This window comes from Leucobacter aridicollis (genome assembly GCF_024399335.1).
Taxonomy (GTDB): Bacteria; Actinomycetota; Actinomycetes; order Actinomycetales; family Microbacteriaceae; genus Leucobacter; species Leucobacter aridicollis_A.
Genome location: NZ_CP075339.1, coordinates 984,088 through 1,003,659, shown reverse-complemented (window position 1 = coordinate 1,003,659; position 19,572 = coordinate 984,088). Strand labels below are relative to the sequence as shown.

The 19,572-nt window shown below is 65.2% G+C and carries 16 protein-coding genes; 7 read left to right on the top strand and 9 right to left on the bottom strand.

The features are described 5' to 3' along the window. Window positions 1–25 precede the first annotated feature (25 nt). From KI794_RS04420 to KI794_RS04410, 3 genes are all read right to left on the bottom strand, one after another. A complete protein-coding gene (locus tag KI794_RS04420; RefSeq protein ID WP_255809288.1) occupies window positions 26–1,459 on the bottom strand; it encodes a hypothetical protein in 1,434 nt (477 codons plus the stop codon). Next, window positions 1,456–4,146: a hypothetical protein gene (locus tag KI794_RS04415; protein ID WP_255809287.1), complete on the bottom strand. Its 2,691-nt coding sequence runs from the start codon at window positions 4,144–4,146 to the stop codon at window positions 1,456–1,458. Before KI794_RS04415 ends, KI794_RS04420 begins: the two co-directional genes overlap by 4 nt. A 127-nt stretch (window positions 4,147–4,273) precedes the next feature. Then, window positions 4,274–6,268 (bottom strand): serine/threonine-protein kinase, encoded by a 1,995-nt coding sequence (locus KI794_RS04410; RefSeq protein WP_255809286.1) that lies wholly within the window; start codon window positions 6,266–6,268, stop codon window positions 4,274–4,276. Between the two features lie 248 nt (window positions 6,269–6,516). Here KI794_RS04410 and KI794_RS04405 point away from each other — a divergent pair, with 248 nt between their 5' ends. Then, window positions 6,517–6,798, top strand: coding sequence for a pyrophosphorylase (locus tag KI794_RS04405; protein WP_119283141.1), 282 nt, complete (start codon window positions 6,517–6,519; stop codon window positions 6,796–6,798). Between the two features lie 353 nt (window positions 6,799–7,151). On the opposite strand, the gene KI794_RS04400 is transcribed toward KI794_RS04405, so the two are convergent. Continuing rightward, window positions 7,152–8,183 carry a 4-hydroxy-3-methylbut-2-enyl diphosphate reductase gene (locus tag KI794_RS04400; RefSeq protein ID WP_119283415.1) on the bottom strand — a complete coding sequence of 344 codons (1,032 nt, stop codon included), beginning with the start codon at window positions 8,181–8,183 and terminating at the stop codon, window positions 7,152–7,154. A 163-nt stretch (window positions 8,184–8,346) separates the two neighbouring features. On the opposite strand from KI794_RS04400, the gene xseA reads away from it, so the two are divergent. Further along, entirely contained in the window at window positions 8,347–9,564 is a 1,218-nt protein-coding gene (gene xseA / locus KI794_RS04395) for an exodeoxyribonuclease VII large subunit (protein WP_255809285.1), read from the top strand. A 42-nt stretch (window positions 9,565–9,606) separates the two neighbouring features. Here the strand turns inward: xseA and KI794_RS04390 are convergent, their stop codons facing one another. Beyond that, the gene (locus KI794_RS04390; RefSeq protein WP_255809284.1) at window positions 9,607–10,770 is read right to left on the bottom strand and encodes a hypothetical protein; all 1,164 of its coding nucleotides are present in this window, start codon (window positions 10,768–10,770) and stop codon (window positions 9,607–9,609) included. Window positions 10,771–10,856: 86 nt separating this feature from the next. Here KI794_RS04390 and KI794_RS04385 point away from each other — a divergent pair, with 86 nt between their 5' ends. The 4 genes from KI794_RS04385 to KI794_RS04370 are packed head-to-tail and all read left to right on the top strand — an operon-like array spanning window position 10,857 to window position 13,927. Further along, window positions 10,857–11,123, top strand: a complete 267-nt coding sequence (locus KI794_RS04385) for an exodeoxyribonuclease VII small subunit (RefSeq protein WP_119283144.1) — start codon at window positions 10,857–10,859, stop codon at window positions 11,121–11,123. A 2-nt stretch (window positions 11,124–11,125) separates the two neighbouring features. Next, on the top strand, window positions 11,126–11,809 hold the full coding sequence (locus tag KI794_RS04380; protein ID WP_119283145.1) for a DUF4245 family protein: 684 nt from the start codon (window positions 11,126–11,128) through the stop codon (window positions 11,807–11,809). After that, window positions 11,806–12,483, top strand: a complete 678-nt coding sequence (locus tag KI794_RS04375; RefSeq protein WP_255809283.1) for a carbonic anhydrase — start codon at window positions 11,806–11,808, stop codon at window positions 12,481–12,483. Before KI794_RS04380 ends, KI794_RS04375 begins: the two co-directional genes overlap by 4 nt. A gap of 37 nt (window positions 12,484–12,520) precedes the next feature. Continuing rightward, a complete protein-coding gene (locus KI794_RS04370) occupies window positions 12,521–13,927 on the top strand; it encodes a class II fumarate hydratase (RefSeq protein WP_255809282.1) in 1,407 nt (468 codons plus the stop codon). An 80-nt stretch (window positions 13,928–14,007) separates the two neighbouring features. Here the strand turns inward: KI794_RS04370 and KI794_RS04365 are convergent, their stop codons facing one another. The 4 genes from KI794_RS04365 to KI794_RS04350 are packed head-to-tail and all read right to left on the bottom strand — an operon-like array spanning window position 14,008 to window position 18,367. Further along, window positions 14,008–14,772 carry an amino acid ABC transporter ATP-binding protein gene (locus tag KI794_RS04365; protein ID WP_119283148.1) on the bottom strand — a complete coding sequence of 255 codons (765 nt, stop codon included), beginning with the start codon at window positions 14,770–14,772 and terminating at the stop codon, window positions 14,008–14,010. Continuing rightward, window positions 14,769–15,719, bottom strand: coding sequence for an amino acid ABC transporter permease (locus tag KI794_RS04360; RefSeq protein ID WP_119283149.1), 951 nt, complete (start codon window positions 15,717–15,719; stop codon window positions 14,769–14,771). The genes KI794_RS04365 and KI794_RS04360 overlap by 4 nt, the downstream gene beginning before the upstream one ends. Window positions 15,720–15,722: 3 nt before the next feature. Then, entirely contained in the window at window positions 15,723–16,646 is a 924-nt protein-coding gene (locus KI794_RS04355) for a transporter substrate-binding domain-containing protein (RefSeq protein WP_255809281.1), read from the bottom strand. A 50-nt stretch (window positions 16,647–16,696) separates the two neighbouring features. After that, complete coding sequence (locus tag KI794_RS04350) at window positions 16,697–18,367, bottom strand: amidohydrolase (protein WP_255809280.1); 1,671 nt, start codon at window positions 18,365–18,367, stop codon at window positions 16,697–16,699. A 191-nt stretch (window positions 18,368–18,558) separates the two neighbouring features. On the opposite strand from KI794_RS04350, the gene KI794_RS04345 reads away from it, so the two are divergent. Then, complete coding sequence (locus KI794_RS04345; RefSeq protein WP_255809279.1) at window positions 18,559–19,551, top strand: LacI family DNA-binding transcriptional regulator; 993 nt, start codon at window positions 18,559–18,561, stop codon at window positions 19,549–19,551. The last annotated feature ends 21 nt before the right edge of the window (window positions 19,552–19,572 follow it).

Below are 19,572 nucleotides of genomic sequence, written 5' to 3'. Positions count from 1 at the left end.
GACCTTTCCGCGTCACCCCTGTTTTCTACTTGGCGGCCGGCTCGGCAAACCAGACCAGGGCGTCAGCGTCTGCGCCCGACTCTGGCCGGAGGCCGAGCTGCTGCCCGGTTGCGTACAGCATCACGGTCGGAGCCGCCACCGCCTGCGAACTCGCGAAATCCATCTCTGGGCCGGTAATTGCGTCGCCCGCGACTAGGGCGAGCCCTGCAAGTGCAGTCGCGACCTTGGCGGGGTCCGTGCTGCCTGCGTCGGAGACCGCTCGCGCAAGCACAAGCAGTGCGTCGTGGGCTCGCCCATCTGCGGCACCGCTCACCTCGGCGAAGGGTGAATCCTCGGTGAGGTTGAGGATCTCGCTGTCAGCACTGAACACGCGTATCGCGGCGAGAAAGCCTGAACCCGTGCGCCCTCGTCCATCGTTTCCAAGCGCAACAGCGTCGTCCCAGTCGTAGCCGAAAGTGCGTAGCGCTGACGAGACCGCGGCCCCATTCTCGATCAACGTGTCTTCGAACCGCTGGCTCGTCGCCCCTGGGGTCAGGAGGATAGGCACGGTCACGTTCCGCGCCTGCAGTTCGCGGGTGATGTTGGCTTGCAGCGCAGCCGGGCCGCTCAGCACGATTGCGTCGACCCGCTGCTCGGGCACAGTCTCGGCGTCGGCCTCGTCTTGCTCGTCATCGTCGCTACCGCCGGCGTATCCCCCATGCGCGAGTGGGTCACTCCCAGTCATCTCCGCGACCTGCATTGCCAGCGACTTGATATCCGATCCGGTCCGGTGTTGGAGGACATCGGGAACCCGCACGCCGTCAGGCAAACCAGGGCCGGCGTCCAGGTGCAGCGGTCGTTCGTAGGCCTCGAGCGTCTGTGAGAACTGTTCCTGCACATCGGACTCAGTCGGAGCGAGCGACCAGACGTTCACCGACGATGCAGGTGCCTCCGCAAACGGCAGCACAACGCCGACTTTGCTCTCGATAGCGACGGCGATTCCGGCGTCAAGCTGTTCGCCGCTACTCGCGTAGACGATACCCGCAACGCCTTGTTCGACGAGCGCAGTCGCCGCTTCGTGAGCACCGGCGGGCGTGCCCTTGTCGTTCTCGACGACGAGCTGAATATCACTTCCGCCGAGCGCGAGGCGCTCGCGGGCAACGACGGCGCCCTCAGCTGCGCGCGACCAGTCTGCACCCTCTGCGTTGCCCGTTCCTGTCGTCACAATGACACCGATCTTGGTGCCGGCGGGTACGTCGATGCCGCCGATCGGCACCGGAACCGTCACAGCTACCGGGTCGCTGGCCGGCTGCTGGCTCCCACGAATGAGCCCGAAGGCAACCACCGCTGCGGCAGCGAGCACGACAGCCACGGCCACGACGATCACTAGCCCGCGGCGCGACCGCCAGGAGAATCGCCTGCGCCCGGCGCTTTCGTGCTTCGTCGCTGTCTGGGCTTCCGGTTCAGACACCCCGCTCACTTGTCTCCTCCGCCGATGTGGAATCCATAGATTGTCTGCGCAACGGCGCCGCCAGGAATCTCGAGGTGGAAGGCGGGGAGCGAGGACGCCGATTCGAGTGCCGCCTCGAACTGAGCCTGCCGCAGCATGATCGACGCGATGTCTTCGGCGCGAACGTTTGCGAACCCCGACGCCTCCTGCGAGGCGAGGGCGAGCTGGAAGTCAGCGGTGCTCGACTTGGCAGCTGACGCAGACATTGCTCCGAGGATTCCGGAGCCGCGCACCGCCGGGTCGCCCAAATCGAGGATGACCCTGTTCAAGCTGTCAGCCAGCATCTTCGAGGCCGCCTCGACGTCTCGTGTCGAGGCAGTCGTCGAGCGGTCGATCCGTTCAAGTGCGGGCCCGGTGCGTTCGTCGAGCGACGCAACCGAGGCACCGTACCCCTCGTTGAGCGCCGACTTCTGGTCGTCGATCTGGGCCTTCGCGTCACTTAGCATCGTCTCTGAAGTGGCGCGCAGCCCCGCGACTGTCGCCTCGTACGAGGCCCGGATCGCATTGCTTCCACGTCCGACCCTGTCGGTGATCATGCGCACCTGGTCGTCGACGTCGTTCGAGACAGCCAGGGCGGCATCGGCGGCGGCGCTACCGAACGCGCTCGTAACCTCGGAGGCAAGGCCATCTTCCCGCACGTCGAGGGCGCTCAGGCTCACGCCCAGCGCATCGTTGTGCGTGATCGCGAGTGCTTCGAGAGCCCGAAGCTGGGCGACGACCTTCTGTGCCGCAGACTCCCCGCCGCCGATCTCACCATGGTGAGTGTTCAGGCGCGACTGCATTTCGATAAGCGTTGACTGCAGCTCCGCGAGCGCAGATGACTGGGCGGCAGGGTCGGTTCGCGCCTCTACGCTTTCCCAGGACCTGCGTTGCGCTCCCAGCTTGTCCGCTAGCGTGCCGTTCGCCGGCTCATTTTCTTGTGGCGTGACACCGTCGCACTTCGTGTCGACGAACTCGCCACGCAACTCGTCCAGCTTCTGCTGGTCGATCGCCGCTGCTCCCTGACCCAATTCACACACCTTGTCGGCGAGTTGCTCAGGGAGGACGGAAAGCGCGTCAGGGTCGGTGCTTTCAAAGTCCTTCAGCGCAGCCTGAGCGGTATCGTGCACCTGTTCGAGCGACTGCGCTGACGCCTGTGCCTGCGCGACCATCGCCGACAGCTTGCCCCACTCCGAAACACTGTTGGTTTCATCTTCGAGTTTGGCGAGCAGGGTTCCGAGCTCGACGAGGTCGGAGGCCAAAAGCTTCTGCTGCTCCAACGCATTGTCAAGATCGGCGCTATCGAGTTGCTTCACGAGCTTGTCTCCCCGATCAACGAGATCGACGAGCGATGTGAGCACGTGTTCTTTCGCGGTGAAGAGGGAGCATGTCATCGACGGCTCCACTTCCACAGCGCAGACATCGCTATGTGGCGCGTCGGGTCCAAGCGTGGTGCCGATCTCAGTGAGAATCTCTTCCTTGCACTCGGCAGTCGCTTCCGCGTAGCCGTCCAGCTGACCTGCGAGTTGCAGAAACGTTGAATAGAGCGTTCCGCTTCCTTCCCCGGGCTCGACCTTGGCTACGCAGCCGCTACCGGTCACCAGGCGCGGAGGAGTCCCTCGGGTGTCCCCGAGTAGGCCCGTCATAGAAGCGACAATGCTCGAGAGCTGGGAGTTCATCCCTGAATGGGTGCTTGTCACAGTGCTCGCAAGGTCAGTCTGCAGGCTGCCGAGCTGTTTGCCGAGCGTCTGCATCTCGCTGCCGAGGGCCTCTGTGCTGTCCGCGAGTCGCTGGGCCGCCCGCACTCCGAGAGTCTTGGAGGTGTCGCCGAGGTCCCTACGCACTTCAGTAATGGTGCCGCCAGCACGGCTCAACACGCTGTTGACCTCAGTGACTAGGCCGATGGCCCGCTGCTGCATGCCGAGCTCTGACGTCGCGCTCCCATCAAACGCCGACGATACAACCCCTTCGAACGAGAGGTCGCTGTGTAGCCCTGCCTGCACAGCGATGTCAATCTCAGGGATGGCGAAGTCGGTGACATCCGCAACCAGCGTGAACGCCGTCGTCGCGCGCGTCTGCGGCGGCGCCAGGATCGTCGCCCACTGCACCACGGTTTCGCCGGTGTTAGTGACTGCGACAACGCCACTCGTCGTCCCCTCACCGGTGCCGAACGTCAGGTTCTCAGGCGGAACATCAGCGAGCGTCGTCGACGCTGCAACACTCAGCGGGGTACCAACGAGCGCGGGCGTCGAACGGGCCTCGCCCGCCACGTCGTATTCCACCGTTTTCGGTGCGACGGTCAGGTTCTCAAGCTCGATCCTGATTTCGACGCGGCCGTCGTAGCCAACAAGGTCAGAGAGATCCTGGCCGGAGCGCTCATCGGTCCGATAGCTCGTCGAGACACGGACCGGGAGATCAGCGACAACCTCACCAGTCTCATAGGCAACGGTCTCACTGCGGGAGCGGCCGGTTGACTCACCGAGGAACACCGCTGACCCGTCCACCGCCGTAACCGAGCCGTTCCCGCCCACCTGCACTGAAACCGACTGCAGCACCCGCGTCGTGGGTTCTTCCCCTTCGTTGAACGCCGAGCACCCAGAGGTAACCAGCAGCGCAGCAACGATGGCTACAGTTGCCGCCCGGGCATGGCGGCGAGCTTTCGGCGGGGACGGGTTCATCTACGAGCTCCTCTTTCGGTGAAATGAACAACGAGGCAGCGCCCAACCGAACTCCCCCGCCCGCTGGTCAGACTATGCGAATTGTTACTCGACACATTCTATGCACAAAACCAAACAAACATACGAATTATGCACAGTGCGCGAGTTGCTCTCGGGTCGTGATGCTGAGCGGGGCGCTCTCCAAGTTCGTGAAATTCCCAACCACCGCACGAATCCTGCACTCAGAGGTCGGCGCGAGCGTGGTTACCGTCAACCCGTCACTGGACACCGCAACGGCTCCGGAGCAGCTGTCAGAGAACCGCACACCCGCTTCTCCCCCGGCGGTTTCCTTGAGCATTCGCGATGGTTCTCCTGTCGCCGGGCTTTGATAAAGCGGATGCACCTCGTCCGGGCCATCAGGCCAGACCGGAAGGAGTGTCACCGGAAGCGTCGACTGCCCCACCGCCCGGGAAGGCACGACAACGTTGACATCGACCAACCGCTGCACCGGATAGGACGTGGAGCTCGCCTCGGGGTCGAGCAGCGAAGCCAGCGTCTCGGTTGACACGAGCTCGAGCCACTCGCGAAGCTCCGACTCGTCCGCGACCTCGAGCGGGAGTGACCCGCGGACTGTCAACCGCCCGTCAGCAGGCACCTCAACGCCGTCGAGACGCCACCCACACTTGGCATCAAGTCCGGTCACCGCTTGATGCTTCGCAGCATCCACCCCCTCCCACACGACAGGAGGGCACGCCCCGCCATTGGCAGGCGACGGAACGACTTCGAGGAACGATCCGGATAGCGGCGCCTTTTGCGCCGAGTAGGTCACCTCGAGCGCCACCCGGCTCTCGACAGGGTCGTAGGTCGCCACGCGCGCGACCGAGAGCCCTGTCGGTAGCTGCTGGTCTTGCTGAGACGCCTCGAGCGGCTCCTCGGACGCAGGCACCGCGTCGCTTGTGTCCCCGCCGAACACCCACATCATGCCACCCACAAGCACCCCAAGGGAGACGAGGCCCAGAGCCCCGAGAAGTACATTCTTGCGGGTCAGCCACGACGGACGAGACCGCCCAGCATCATCTGGATCCTGCTCCGGCCCTCGCACCGGGGCTTGGAGCCGCGGCATCGGACGCACGGTCGTCTGCTGCCCAGCGTCTCCGAGCTCCGGAGCATCCACGCTCAGTGCCTGCGCGTATAGATCCGGACCGTCGTCCGCATGCGTTTGGAGCAGATCGCTGCGCAGCATCGTCGCAGGTCGGTCGATCTCCTCAAATTCAGTGGGCGCCTCGGCCCTCTCGAGCGGAGCGGTCGAGTCGAATCGCTTGGCGAGGCGCACAGCCTCGGCCGCAGCGTCCGCTGCGACCGGCCGCTCCCCCGGATCCTTGGAGAGCAGGCGAGCTACCCAGTCAGCTATCGGAGCCGGCAGGTCGAGCCGCGGCGGGTGGGACGTCACGTGACGATACGCGATCGTAAAGTCAGTCCCGGGACCCGCAAACGGGGTACGTCCCGACAACAGCTCGTAGAGCATCACCCCGGCGGAATACACGTCAGCCGCAGGTGTCGTACGCCCGTGACTGATAAGTTCAGGCGCCATGTACTGCGGGGTGCCGAGGACCCCAGTGGTCTGGCGGTTTCGTTCACTCACGACAGCAGCGATTCCGAAGTCGGCCACGCGTACCGTGTCCTCCGCGGCCCCGCTCCAGGGTGCTGCGAGCAGAACATTGTCTGGCTTGATGTCGCGATGGGTTACGGCGCGACTGTGCGCCTCGCTCAACGCACGAAACACCTGCCCGACGAGCGTCAGCGCGTCAGCTGGCTTGAGAGTGCGCTGCTCGTCGAGCAGCTCTCTGAGCGATCCACCAGGAATGAGGTCCATCACAATCGCGATCATTTCGCCCTCAACGACGAGGTCGCGAACCGCAACGATATTGGGATGCCGCAACCCGATGAGCACTGACCGCTCGCGGATAAATCGCTCGACGAGGGCGGGGTCGCTCGCATGCTCGGGCTTGAGGATCTTCGCCGCCACGGGTTCGCCGCCGCTGATTCTCTCGGCGCGCCACACATCGCCGGCTGCTCCGGAGCCCAGAAGCTCGACAAGTCGGTAGGACGCCCCAAGCGCCGCTCCGGGCTTCAACGTTGCCATCTCTTCTTCATCTCCAAACAGGATCCCTCGCCAAAGACAGGCGCAGCCTCGCCGAGCGCGGGCGCGCCGCGGGACTCAGCGTACAACCATCCGGGCACAATGACCGCTTCCAACCGAGGCTTTGTACTTAAATTCGCCATTCACAAGATTGAGCGTTTGTTTTAATTTGCTGCAAATTTCGCGTAGCGTGTCCCCAGGGGCCCGGAATCCCAGGCTCCCTCATCTTTGACCCAGAAGGGGCGTCACCTATGTCACGCGTACTCTCAACCGAAGAAGCCAAGACGGCGATCCGTCAGATTCAGTCGATTGTCGGCGGCGGCTTCACTGACCAGATCACTCAGCTCGATGCCCAGGGCCGCATCCTGTCTGACCCGAACACGTGGGACGGCCCGCTCGCGGCAACCTTCAGGGGCTCAACCTGGCCTGAGACGAAGACCGCTCTCGACAAGGCAAAGCAGCAGCTCGAAGAGCTCCGCACCCAGCTCGACAAGATCTCACAGGACATCTTTACCGCTGGTGGCGGCGCGTAGTCACCCCACCGTGGCGCCCGGCGGACCCACCGGGCGCCACCAGTGCCCCAACACTGACCTAGTGCGCCCTCCCAGCAACAACGAAAGCACCCCAGGATGACCGAAATCCAGGGCAACGAACCGACGGGATACTCGTACCCGGCAGCTCAAGAGCTGCGGTCTGCGGCGAAATCACTCGCGCAGGCAGTCGCGGCGAAAGAAAGCTCACGCGCTAAGTATGCGCGCGGCGCCGAGAAGGATTTTCGCGGCTTCTTTGCCGAGGCGTTCAAGCACAATGTGAGCATCGGTACGAAGAGCGCGAACAGTCTCAGCGAGGCACTTCGCGAAGTCGCGAGTGAGTGGATAGGGTGCGGCTACCGAACCCGCCCGCCGAGGGCGCGCTCGTCGCGCTTACCCGAGGCGTCCTGGCGGAGCTCCTTGGGGAGCGAGAACACGAGGTCCTCCTCGGCGGTCACGACCGCACTGACATCGGAGTAGCCGGCCTCGCCGAGATCATCGAGTAGCTCCTGCACGAGCACCTCAGGCACCGAGGCACCACTCGAGATACCGATCGTCTTCACGCCGTCGAGCCACTCCTGCTTGACCTCTTCGGCGAAGTCGACAAGGTAGGCGGCCTTCGCGCCATACTCGAGCGCGACCTCTACGAGGCGCACCGAGTTCGACGAGTTCGTCGAACCAACGACGAGCACGAGGTCAGCCTCGGGCGCGATCTTCTTGATCGCGACCTGGCGGTTCTGCGTGGCGTAGCAAATGTCGTCTGACGGCGGATCCTGCAGGTTCGGGAACCGCTCGCGCAGCCTGCGCACAGTTTCCATCGTCTCGTCGACCGAGAGCGTCGTCTGCGAGAGCCACACGAGGCGATCCGGGTCTTTCACGACGAGATCGTCGACGTCGTCTGGCGAGTTCACAATCGTGATGTGATCGGGGGCCTCGCCGGCAGTGCCCTCGACTTCTTCGTGGCCGGTGTGGCCGATGAGCAAGATCTCCATGTCCTGCTTCGCGAACCGCACCGCCTCGCGGTGCACCTTGGTCACGAGCGGGCATGTTGCGTCGATGGCATGGAGGTGCCTGTCTGCGGCCTCCTGCACGACTGCCGGTGAGACGCCGTGAGCCGAGAACACGACGTTCGCACCCTCGGGTACCTCGTCAACCTCCTCGACGAAGATCGCGCCCATCTTTTCGAGCGTCTGCACGACGTGCACGTTGTGCACGATCTGCTTGCGAACGTACACGGGGGCGCCGTAGCGGTCGAGCGCCTTCTCGACTGCGACGACGGCGCGGTCGACGCCTGCGCAGTAGCCGCGCGGGGCGGCGAGCAGCACCCGCTTGTCACCATCAACTGGCTCGTTTTTCAGCCTGCCGCCGAGGCGACGCATGCGCGGCATCGCCAGGCTCACAACCGGGGCACCAATGGTGCGCTGATTCACTACCGAACCCTGCTCTGTCATGCGCACAAGTCTACGCTGGAACGCTGAGCGCATGATCTGGGTGCAGGTCAGAGCGCGGCACGAGCCCCGCACGGAGCGGCCCCCGAGTAGGCTCGACGTCATGGCAGCAGACGCACCCGCAACCCGCGAAGCCCCGTGGCCCGTCGCCCTCATGAGCGAGAAGGTCGCCGGCTGGATCGACAGGCTCGGTCAGGTCTGGGTCGAGGGCGAGGTCACGCAGTGGCAGGTCCGCGGCGGGCACGTCTACGGCAAGCTCCGCGATCTCACTCAGGATGCCACGGTGAGCTTCACCGTCTGGCGTTCTGTCGCGCAGCGCCTCACCGCCGAGTTCAAGCAGGGCGACCGTGTGATCGCGCTCGTGAAGCCGAACTTTTGGGTCAAGGGCGGCTCGCTCACCATGCAGGTGTTTGACCTGTCGCACGTCGGTCTCGGCGAGCTGCTCGAGCGACTCGAGCGGCTGCGGAGGCAGCTGCAGTCTGAGGGGCTGTTCGATGAAAGCCGCAAGCAGCGCCTGCCGTTCCTACCGGGCAGGATCGGGCTCGTCACCGGACGCGACTCCGACGCAGAGAAAGACGTCGTGCGCAACGCGACCCTTCGCTGGCCGGGTGTGCAGTTCAAGTTCCACTACGCGGCGGTGCAGGGCGACAGGGCCGCAACAGAGGTCACCGCAGGCATTAGGGCACTGGACGCCGATCCCGAAGTCGACGTCATCATCGTCGCGCGTGGCGGCGGCGACTTTCAGAACCTGCTCCCGTTCTCGGACGAGGCCGTCGTCCGGGCGGCTGCCGAGGCGAGCACCCCCGTCGTGAGCGCCATCGGGCACGAGGCTGACCGCCCGCTGCTCGACGAGGTCGCGGATCTCCGTGCGTCGACGCCGACGGACGCGGCGAAGCGCGTCGTTCCCGACGTCGGTGAGGAGCTCGCCGGCATCGACCAGGCGCGCAGCCGAATGTCGGGCAGGCTCAGTCAGCTGTTCGCGCACGAGACCGACAGGATCGCGCAGCTCAGGCAGCGCCCCGTGCTCGCAAGCCCCGACAGGATTATCGATGACCGCGCCGAGGAGCTCGTGCGCTGGGTTGCCCGCGGCTCAGAACTCGCTGACCGGGCAATCGTGGATCGCGCGAGCACCCTCGCCGAGACCCGTGCCAGGCTCACGGCTCTGTCACCGCAGGCGACGCTCGAGCGTGGCTATGCGATCGTGCAGCTGCCGACGGGTGACGTGCTGCGCGACCCCGCTGACGCTCCCGACGGTACGGCGCTCCGGGTGAGCGTTGTGGGCGGCAAGCTCGGCGCTACGTCTTCAGGCCCGGCGGCCTAGGGCCTGTCCGTGCGAGCGCGTGTGGACGACGTTCGAGGCTAGCTAGTCGGTGCGTTCGAGGCCGCTGCCGTCAGCTGCCACCCTGTACGACGCGCTCCGGTAGCCGTCGTCGATCATGAACGAGACGCTGACTGGGCCGGAGCGCTCCGTATTCCACGGATCCTCCTCGGTCTGCGCGAGGCCCCTGCTCGCGTTGTACATCACGCCGTCGAGGTCGTCCACCCCGACTTGCCCAGCGGCGCGCTCCACCTCGCGGAGGATCGCACCCGCGTCGAGCTCGGTGAGCGCGAACTGCTCACCGAGCGTCTCGGGCTGCGGCGCGCCGGGGCCGTCGTGGGTGACCGAGCCCTTCCGGTAGTACCAGCGGTCGACGTTGAGACTCTCTGGAGTGAGCGGCGCGTTCACACTCACAAGATCTTCAGAGACAGTCACGCTCGTCACGCGGTCGTGCCCGATCTCGGCGGCGAGCGCCGAGAGAGCCCGGTCGAGGGCTGCCGGCTCGCGGAGGTCCGCGTGGAACCTCCCCTCCGGGATCGCAGCGACGGTCTCAGCGAGGCCAGCGCGGTACGGGAACACAACGGCGGCGCCCGCGAGCAGACCAGCAAGCACGAACACCGTGATCCGGATCGGACGCCACTTCTTTCCCGTGCCGATGAGCGGCCTGCGCGAGCCGGGCACCCCCGCGGCGCCAGGAGCCGGGATCCGGAGCTCCCCCGCGACGGCGGCCGGCGGGAACTCGGTGTCGGCCCAGATTTCCGCCGTCGCGTCCTCGTCAGTCAGCGCCACGGCTGGCCCGCCCTCGGCGAGGATCGCCACGACGTGCCTCGTCCCGGGCTGGAAGCGGGGAATCTGCGTGAGCTGCACGATCCGCCGCACACGCGTTCGGTACACGCCGCCCGAGACCGGGCGCACCGTCAGATCAATGTCGCACACCGGCTGCTCGTTGATCTGAGTTCCGGTCTGCGTGAGCGCATCGACGCGAGCAAGCCCGACCCTGCCCTCTGAAATCGCGGCCTGCACCTGTTCGTTCGTAGGCAGGGCGAGGCCCCGCAGCGACTTGCCGACGAGCACGAGAACGCCCGAAACCACTGACGCGATGAAGCCGACGGGGAACGCCCAAGAGGCGGCACCCGGCGGGCCGACGAGGGCGGACACAATGCCACCACAGAGGATTCCGAGACCGATGAAAAATGTCAGGCGAAGCACTGAAAAAGCCTAACGTGAGTGGCGCGGCGGGGCACGTCAGCGGACGTATCGCGAGTCTCCAAGGCGCAGCGGCTAGACTGAAACCTATGACTGCCCCGATCGAAGCAGACGTCGCTGCGCTGAGCTATGAAGCGGCCCGCGACGAGCTCATTCAGGTGGTGAGCCGCCTCGAACAGGGCGGCGCCACACTCGAAGAGTCAATTCAGCTGTGGGAGCGAGGCGAAGCCCTCGCCACACGCTGCGAGGAGTGGCTGATCGGCGCCCGCAAACGACTCGAGGACGCGCGCCAGGGCGGCGCTTCCTCCGGCGACGCAGCCGCCGCGACGCAGCCCGGGAACGGCGAAGAACTCTAACGATGGCGAAAAACAAGCGCCCCAACATTGTTGCTGAGCTCGGCAGACCTGAAACAGCCGCTGAAACCGCTGCCCGCAAGGCGGAGGGAAGTCGGCTCTACAAGCAGCGAAAGACAGTGAACAACCTCGTGTTCTCGCTGCTCGTGACTGTCGGCGTCGTCTTCATGATCTACCTCATGGTGCCGCGCGAGACCGGCGATTTCCCAGACCGCTCGGTCGACGTCGCCGCCGCCGCGGAAAGCTCGGGTGCAAGCTACCCGCTCGCCGTGCCCGACGTTCCTGACAGCTGGAAGGCGAAGCGCGCGGCGCTCGCGATCGACGGTGACGTCACCTTCTGGCAGGTGCATTACACGACCGAGAACGATGCGTACGCGACAGTTGTGCAGGCGTATACCGCTGACGGCGCGCCAGTGCCTGCGACCTGGATCGCGACCAGGCTTGAAGAGCAGCAGCCCACGGGCAGCGAGCAGCTCGGCGGCGTCGAGTGGCAGGTCTACGACCACCAGGACCGAAAGGCCGACGAGGTCAACATGCGCTTCGGCCTCGAGGGCGCCATCGGCACGAACACAGTTCTCGTCTTCGGCACTGACGATGAGGCGACAATCAGGGTACTCGCGACGCAGGTGACCGACTCGCTCGCCGGGCTGAACGAGGCCACAACCACAACGGAAGAGGTGACCGAATGAGCAGCACCCCACGGGTGAGCCCGCAGCAGGCATGGGACGCGCTGATTGCTGGCAACGAGCGATTCGTTTCGGGTGCGTCGGCGCACCCAAACCAGAACGTTGAACGTCGCAGCGAGCTCGTCAATTCGCAGAGCCCCGACGTCGCGCTCTTTGGCTGCTCAGACTCCCGCCTCGCGGCTGAGATCATCTTCGACTGCGGCCTCGGCGACCTGTTCATCGCCCGCAATATGGGCCACGTCGTCGCCGAGTCGATCACGGCTTCAATGGAGTACGCGGTCACCGAGCTCGGTGCCTCGCTCATCGTCGTGCTCGCGCATGACTCGTGCGGAGCCGTCGCCGCCGCGATCGATCAGACCGGGCGAGAGCCGTCTGAGACGACCCGCTCGGTCAAGCACACGCTCGCACCGATCCAACCGTCCGTGCAGCAGCTCTGGCTGCAGGGCCACACCGACACCCCGTACGTCAACCCGGCAGACATCGATGCGAACGCTGTCGGCCGGCTGCACCTCGGCGCGACAGTCCACGAGCTGCTTCGCACCTCGCGCGCGATCAGCGACGCTGTCGACGCCGGCACCCTCGCGATCGTCGGGCTGCAGTACCGGCTCACCGAGGGCCGCGCAGTGCCGTACTCGGCCGTCGGCCCTGTCGAGCTTGAGCTCGCTCCCCTGAATTAACACATCCTCATCAACACCCCATTAGCAAAGGACAACTGTGACTGAAGAGATCGAGTACCGCATCGAGCATGACACCATGGGCGAGGTCCGCGTACCGAAGTCCGCGATCTACGCAGCGCAGACGCAGCGCGCTGTCGAGAACTTCCCGATCTCGGGCAAGGGTCTCGAGCCCGCTCAGATCGTCGCGCTCGCACGCATCAAGCGCGCGGCTGCCATGGCGAACGCTGACCTCGGCATCCTCGACGCAGACATCGCGAAGGCGATCGTCGCTGCGGCAGACGAGGTTATCGGCGGCGCGAACCACGATCAGTTCCCCGTCGACACCTACCAGACCGGCTCTGGCACCTCGTCGAACATGAACATGAACGAGGTCCTCGCGAGCCTTGCGACCAAGCACCTCGGCGCTCCCGTTCACCCGAACGATCACGTGAACGCCTCGCAGTCGTCGAACGACGTCTTCCCGACCTCGGTGCACGTCGCTGTCACCGGGGCGCTCATCGAGCAGCTGAAGCCATCGCTCGCGCACCTCGCCGAGGCGCTTGAGGAGAAGGCTGAGCTGTGGAAGTCGGCCGTGAAGCCTGGCCGCACCCACCTCATGGACGCGACCCCCGTCACCCTCGGCCAGGAGTTCGGCGGCTACGCCGCGCAGATCCGCTACGGCATCGAGCGCATCGACGCAGCGCTCCCCCGCGTCGCTGAGGTCCCGCAGGGCGGCACCGCCGTCGGCACCGGCATCAACACGCCGCTCGGCTTCCCCGAGAAGGTCATCGCCGAGATCGCTGCGTCGAGCGGCCTGCCGATCACCGAGGCACGCAACCACTTCGAGGCACAGGCGAACCGCGACGGTCTCGTCGAGGCGTCGGGCGCGCTGCGCACGATCGCCGTGTCGCTCACGAAGATCGCGGAGGACGTGCGCTGGATGGGCTCGGGCCCGAACACAGGCTTCGGCGAGCTCCACATCCCCGACCTGCAGCCTGGCTCATCGATCATGCCTGGCAAGGTCAACCCCGTTATCCCCGAGGCGACCCTCATGGTCTGCGCTCGCGTGATCGGCAACGACGCGACGATCGCCTGGGGCGGTGCACGCGGCAACTTCGAGCTCAACGTGATGATCCCCGTCATGGGCACCGCGCTGCTCGAGTCGATCCGCCTGCTCGCAAACGTCTCGCGCGTCTTCGCTGACAAGACCGTCGCGGGCCTCGAGGCGAACATCGAGCGCATGGAGACTCTCGCGGGCATGAGCCCCTCGACGGTCACCCCGCTGAACCGCCTCATTGGCTACGAGGCAGCAGCGAAGATCGCCAAGCACTCGGTCGCCGCCGGCATCACGGTGCGCGAGGCAGTCATCGACCTCGGCTACGTCGAGCGCGGCGAGGTCACCGAGGCTGACCTCGACAAGGCACTCGACCTGCTCTCGATGACCCACCCGGGCGTCGCGAAGTAACTCGCCTCCGCATACGAGAAGCGGCTCGGGATCCTTACCGGATCCCGAGCCGCTTCTCGTTTGGAAGGTGCGTTGCCGCGCTACAGCACCTTGGAGAGGAACGCCTTCGTGCGACCGTGCTGCGGGTTGCCGAGCACCTCGTCGGGGCTTCCCTGCTCGACGACGACGCCGCCGTCCATGAACGTCACTGTGTCTGCAACCTCGCGGGCGAAGCCCATCTCGTGAGTAACAACGATCATTGTCATGCCAGACTCGGCGAGCGATTTCATCACCTCGAGTACCTCGCCCACGAGCTCGGGGTCGAGCGCACTCGTCGGCTCGTCAAACAGCATGAGGTCGGGCTTCATCGCGAGCGCCCGCGCGATCGCGATGCGCTGCTGCTGACCGCCAGACAACTCGGCCGGGTACGCCTCAGCCTTGTCGCCGAGGCCGACCCGCTCGAGCAGCTCAAGCGCCGTCTGCTTCGCGGCGGCCTTGCCCTCACGCTTCACGAACACGGGAGAGCAGATGATGTTCTCAAGCGACGTCATGTGGGGGAACAGGTTGAAGCGCTGGAACACCATGCCGATGTTCTCACGCTGCTTCGCGGCGGCGCGCGGATGCAGTTCGTAGAGCTTGTCGCCCTGCTCGCGGTATCCAATCAACTCGCCATCGACCTCAATGCGGCCTGAGTCAATCGTCTCAAGGTGGTTGATGCAACGCAGGAACGTCGATTTGCCTGACCCCGATGGGCCCAGCAGACAGCTCACTTCACCGCGCTTCACGGTCATGTCGATGCCCTTGAGCACGTGGTTCTCGCCGAACGATTTGTGCACGTCGAGTGCCATCATCTTGACGTCGCTCATGAGCGGGCTCCTTCGCTTGCGTCTGACGCCGAACTCGCGCCGTCAGCGCGCTTCGCTTTCTTTCGCTTTTGCGCGATCCGCGCGTTCTGCCCCTTCGAGAAGTGCTTCTCGAGCCTGCTCTGACCGAACATCATGATCGACGTGAACAGGAGATACCAGACTGACGCCACAAGCAGCAGCGGGATCGGGTTCAGCGTCGCCGACGAGATGTCGCGCGCTCTCGTGTAGAGGTCGTAGTTGTATGGGACCGCGGTCACAAGCGAGGTCGTCTTGAGCATCGAGATGAGCTCGTTGCCCGTCGGCGGGATGATCACGCGCATGGCCTGCGGAATGATCACCTTGCGCATCCGCAGCCACCAGCCCATGCCAAGCGCGTCGGCGGCTTCGCTCTGTCCCTTGTCAACTGAGAGCAGGCCGGCCCGAACGATCTCTGCCATGTAGGCCGCTTCGTTGAGCCCGAGGCCGATCACCGCGATCCAGAAGACCGGGATGAGGTCTGCGAGCTCGAGCGTCAGCCACGGCTCAGTAAACGGGATGCCAACGTCAACCTGTTGATAGATCGCGGTGAACAGTCCCCAGAAGACAAGCTGCACGTACACCGGGGTGCCACGGAACAGCCACAGGAACCCGAATGAGATTCCGCGCAGCACCGGGTTCGAGGTCTCGCGCATGATGGCAATCACAATGCCGACGACGATCGCGAGAATCATCGCGAGTACCGTGAGGGCGAGCGTGTTCGCAGCACCCATCATGACGCGCGGGTCGAAGATGTAGGTCGCGAACGCTGGCCAGTCGTACGCCTCGCGCTGCGCGGCGTCGAGCACGAACGCGATGATCGCGATGATCAGGGCGACGGCAAAGAAGTTACGCCAGGGGTGCCGCAGTGGCACCGCGCGAATTGGCTTCGGCGGTGCCACGTTGACCACCTGGGTGATCGGCTGGGTCACGTGTTAGTCCTTGTCGCCAGCGTTGATGGTGATCTTGTCGTAGCGGCCCGCCTCGACACCCCAGAAGTTCAGGATCTCGTCGTAGGTGCCGTCGTCGTGCATCGACTGCAGGGCTGCGGCGAACGCCTCGGCGAGCTTGCCGTCGGTCTTCTTCGAGAACGGAGCGCCTGCAGGCATGTTCTCGTAGATGGGCGATCCGATGAGCTTGCCCTCGGAATTCTTCACGGCGTAGCTCACAACGGGCGAGTCGGCGACGAGCGCGAATGCGCGGCCGAGGTTCACGGCTGCGACCATCTCGTCGGTGGTGTCGTAGCCGAGCGTGTCGATCTTGCCCTTGCCCGCGGCGTCGCACTTCTTCTGTACCTCGGGGAGGTAGTAGAGGGGTGCCGAGCCGCCGTTGGGCACGGCGATCTTCTCGCCGCAGATGTCGAGCTCGTCATCGATCGCGTTCTTCTCGAGCGAGGCGAACTGGTTGCCCGCCCAGATGAAGTCGACGACGTCGAAGTCCTGCTGCCGCTTGAGGGTGTCGTAGTACCCCGCGATGCCGAGGTCGAACTTGCCGAGCTCGATGTTCGGAATGATGTTCTCGAACTTCGCGATCTTCAGGTCGGGCTCGAGCCCGAGTCGCGTGATCGCGGCGGCGACCATGTCGACCTCCCAGCCGATCGCGTTGCCTGCCTCGTCCTTGAACTCGTTCGGCGGGTAGGTCGCGTCGACGCCCACTACCACGGTGCCGCGCTCGGCGATCTCCTCGGGAACGAGTGCCTGCGCTGCCTCGTCGACGCCGAGGGCCGACAGGTCGACCGCAGTGTTCGCGTTCTTCGGTTCTTCCTTGCCGCCAGTCCCGGCGTCGTCGCCGGGAGCCGAGCAGCCAGCGGTGATGAGGATCGCGGCGACCGCCGCGATTCCGACAAGCTGTTTCTTCATTTCGGTTCCTTCCAAAGGTGGTGTGTGAGTGTGATGAAGCGTGGGTCTGGTTACTGCTCGTTGGCGTGTACGAGCACGCCGTCAACGAAGACGAGCTGGGCAGTGGTCTCGTGAATGTCAGCCGGCTGGCCCTGGAACGGGTCGCGGTTCGCGACGACAACGTCGGCTGCCATTCCAGGCGCCAGGCTGCCGACCTCGTGTGCGCGACCGTTCGTCTCGATGCCACCGAGCGTGTACGCGCGGAGCGCTACGTCGAGCGGCAACCGCTCGTTCTCGAGGAAGACCAGCGGGTTGTAGTCGGGGTGGTCGGCCGGAACCTGGCGGTTCACTGCGACGTGGATGCCGAGCCACGGGTCAGCCGAGGTCACTGGCCAGTCCGAGCCGCCGCTCAGGTGGCTGCCCGCGCGATGCAGCGAGGCGAACGGGTATTGGTGCCCGACGCGCTCGTCGCCGAGGAACGGCACCGTGAGGTCGACCATCTGCGGGTCGTAGCTCGCCCAGAGCGGCTGCATGTTCGCGTCGGCATTGAGCGCCGCGAAACGGGGCACGTCGTCAGGCGAGATGATCTGGATGTGCGCGATGGTGTGCATTTGCGTTGAGGCGTCCCCGTTCGCGATGCGGGCTGCCTCGATCGCGTCGAGCGACTCGCGAACCCCGCGGTCGCCGAGCGCATGGAAGTGCACCTGGAAGCCCTGCTTGTCGAGCTCGACGACGTATTCGCGCAGGCGATCCGGATCAACGAAGGAAATACCCGCGTTCTCGGGTGCGCGGTGAGCGCAGCCGCCGGGAACGAGGTACGGCTCGAGCATCGCTGCGGTCTGGTTCTCGGCAACGCCGTCCTGCATGATCTTCACGGTGTCCGCGCGGAACCTGCGGCCCGAGACGGCCTCGCGACGCTCAACGAAGGCTGCGATCTGCTCGGTGCCTTGGGTGCGCTCCCACCAAAGTGCGCCGTTGACGCGGGCGATCAGGTCGCCGCGGTCTTCGGCAGTGCGGTAGACGGTGTAGAACTCGGGGCTGTGGTTGCCGTACTGTCCGATGAGCGCATCCTGCCAGCTCGTGATGCCGTAGCCCACGAGTTTGCGCTGGCCAACGAGGAACCCCTCGTACATCGTTTCGACAGTCGGCTGCGGCGCGTGCGAGAGTGCGAGCATGCGCGCACCCTCGTGCAGCGTTCCGGTCGGGTTGCCGTCGGCGTCGCGTTCGATTCGGCCGTCGGCAGGATCAGGCGTCGAAGCGTCGATCCCGCAGCGGCGCAGCGCCTCGCTGTTCACCCATGCGCTGTGGTGGTCTCGGTTCGAGAGGATGATGGGGCGGTCGTCGCAGATCGCGTCGAGGTCTTCTTTGAGTGGTGCACCGCCGGGGAAGGCGGCCTGCTGCCAGCCCGCGCCCACGATCCATTCGACCTCTGGGTTCGCGCTCACGTACTCGCGAACGGTCGCGAGATAGTCGTCGCGGTTCCAACCATCGGCGAGGTTGCAGCCGAGCATCTCCATGCCTGCCTCGATCGGGTGGACATGCGAGTCGTTCATGCCGGGATGCACGAGCCTGCCTTCGGCCTCGACAATCTTGGTCTCCGGGCCGATAGCCGCCGACACTGCGTCGCCGAGCTCGACGATGACCCCGCCGCGGATTCCCACGTGGCAGGGCGCCGGGATATACTTCTCGCCATCGAAGACGGCCCCACCAAGAATGGCAAGATCGAGAGGTTGGCTCTGCATCAGACTCCTTTGTCGCATCGGAGAGCCGCTGGCCCACCGATTACTTAATCGTTTAAGTTGAGTGTTTGTGAGAGTAAACGATCTCGCGCCCGGTTGTCAAACCGAACGCGACGAATCGGGTTTGGCCGACGCCTGCGGGCCGCAGACAGATCGCTATACTCGGGACGACTGAACGATCCAGACGGAGGACCATGGCGGTACGACTGCGCGACATAGCCGAAGAGACAGGGCTGTCTGCTGCGGCAGTATCGATGGCGCTCAACGGCAAGCCAGGGGTCTCCGAAGCCACCCGCAATGCGGTGCAGGAGGCGGCGGATCGGCTCGGATATCGCCCAAACCCCAGCGGCAAAGCGCTGCGGCTGGCGCGCACAGGCTCGATCGGCATCTACACACCAGCGAGCCTGCACGACTACTCGCTCTACTACGGCGAGATCACACGCGGCGTCGTCGCAGGCCTCGCCGACTCCGGCTACTCACCGGTCATGCTCCCCTCAATCAGCGAGTCTGGCGACCTCCGTGAACTGCCTGCCGTTGACGGCTACATCCTCGTCGAGCCTCACGCTGACGACCTTGGCGTCGCGGCCATCCTAGGCAGCAGCGCCGCCACGGTGAGCATCGACCCACCCCCACCCGGCACACCAGCGCCGTGGGGCATCGTCGAGTCAGACACCTCAACGAGCACGGCGCAGTCGCTCGATCTGATGCGCGAGCGCGGCAGCACGAGACCCGGCGTCCTCGTCGTGGAGACCGAGTCGCAGTGGACGGCGTCAGTGCTGAGCCAGTACGAGAAATGGTGCGCCGAGAACGGCGTGCAGTCGCTCGTGCTACACGTCGACCTCACCCAAGGTAACGACAGGCTGCGCGCCCAGCTCGCAGAAATCATCGACGGCGCTGGCGCCGCATGCGACGGGTTGTTCATCTGCGGCGACAGCGTCGCTGCACGGATCGCCGGCGTGCTCCGCAGCCTCGGACACACGATCGGCGACAGCGTGAAGCTCGTCTCAGGGGTCGACAGCACGATCATGGAGTACCACACGCCGCCAATCACGTCAGTCGACATGAACCCCGTGCAGTTCGGACTGCACGCTGCCGAGATGATGCGAACGCTCCTGCAGTCAAGCGGGCGCCCAGACAGGCAGCTCACCGAGGTACTTGAGGCCCCCCTCGTCGTCCGCGCGACCTAGAGCGCCGGGAGTGGCAACGCC

What these genes read in the sequence shown, in the direction of transcription:
- KI794_RS04415 (WP_255809287.1), bottom strand. Translation starts at nt 4,146, where the DNA reads ATGAACCCGTCCCCGCCGAAAGCTCGCCGCCATGCCCGGGCGGCAACT.
- KI794_RS04410 (WP_255809286.1), bottom strand. Translation starts at nt 6,268, where the DNA reads ATGGCAACGTTGAAGCCCGGAGCGGCGCTTGGGGCGTCCTACCGACTT.
- KI794_RS04405 (WP_119283141.1), top strand. Translation starts at nt 6,517, where the DNA reads ATGTCACGCGTACTCTCAACCGAAGAAGCCAAGACGGCGATCCGTCAG.
- KI794_RS04400 (WP_119283415.1), bottom strand. Translation starts at nt 8,183, where the DNA reads ATGCCGCGCATGCGTCGCCTCGGCGGCAGGCTGAAAAACGAGCCAGTT.
- xseA (WP_255809285.1), top strand. Translation starts at nt 8,347, where the DNA reads ATGGCAGCAGACGCACCCGCAACCCGCGAAGCCCCGTGGCCCGTCGCC.
- KI794_RS04385 (WP_119283144.1), top strand. Translation starts at nt 10,857, where the DNA reads ATGACTGCCCCGATCGAAGCAGACGTCGCTGCGCTGAGCTATGAAGCG.
- KI794_RS04380 (WP_119283145.1), top strand. Translation starts at nt 11,126, where the DNA reads ATGGCGAAAAACAAGCGCCCCAACATTGTTGCTGAGCTCGGCAGACCT.
- KI794_RS04375 (WP_255809283.1), top strand. Translation starts at nt 11,806, where the DNA reads ATGAGCAGCACCCCACGGGTGAGCCCGCAGCAGGCATGGGACGCGCTG.
- KI794_RS04365 (WP_119283148.1), bottom strand. Translation starts at nt 14,772, where the DNA reads ATGAGCGACGTCAAGATGATGGCACTCGACGTGCACAAATCGTTCGGC.
- KI794_RS04355 (WP_255809281.1), bottom strand. Translation starts at nt 16,646, where the DNA reads ATGAAGAAACAGCTTGTCGGAATCGCGGCGGTCGCCGCGATCCTCATC.
- KI794_RS04350 (WP_255809280.1), bottom strand. Translation starts at nt 18,367, where the DNA reads ATGCAGAGCCAACCTCTCGATCTTGCCATTCTTGGTGGGGCCGTCTTC.
- KI794_RS04345 (WP_255809279.1), top strand. Translation starts at nt 18,559, where the DNA reads ATGGCGGTACGACTGCGCGACATAGCCGAAGAGACAGGGCTGTCTGCT.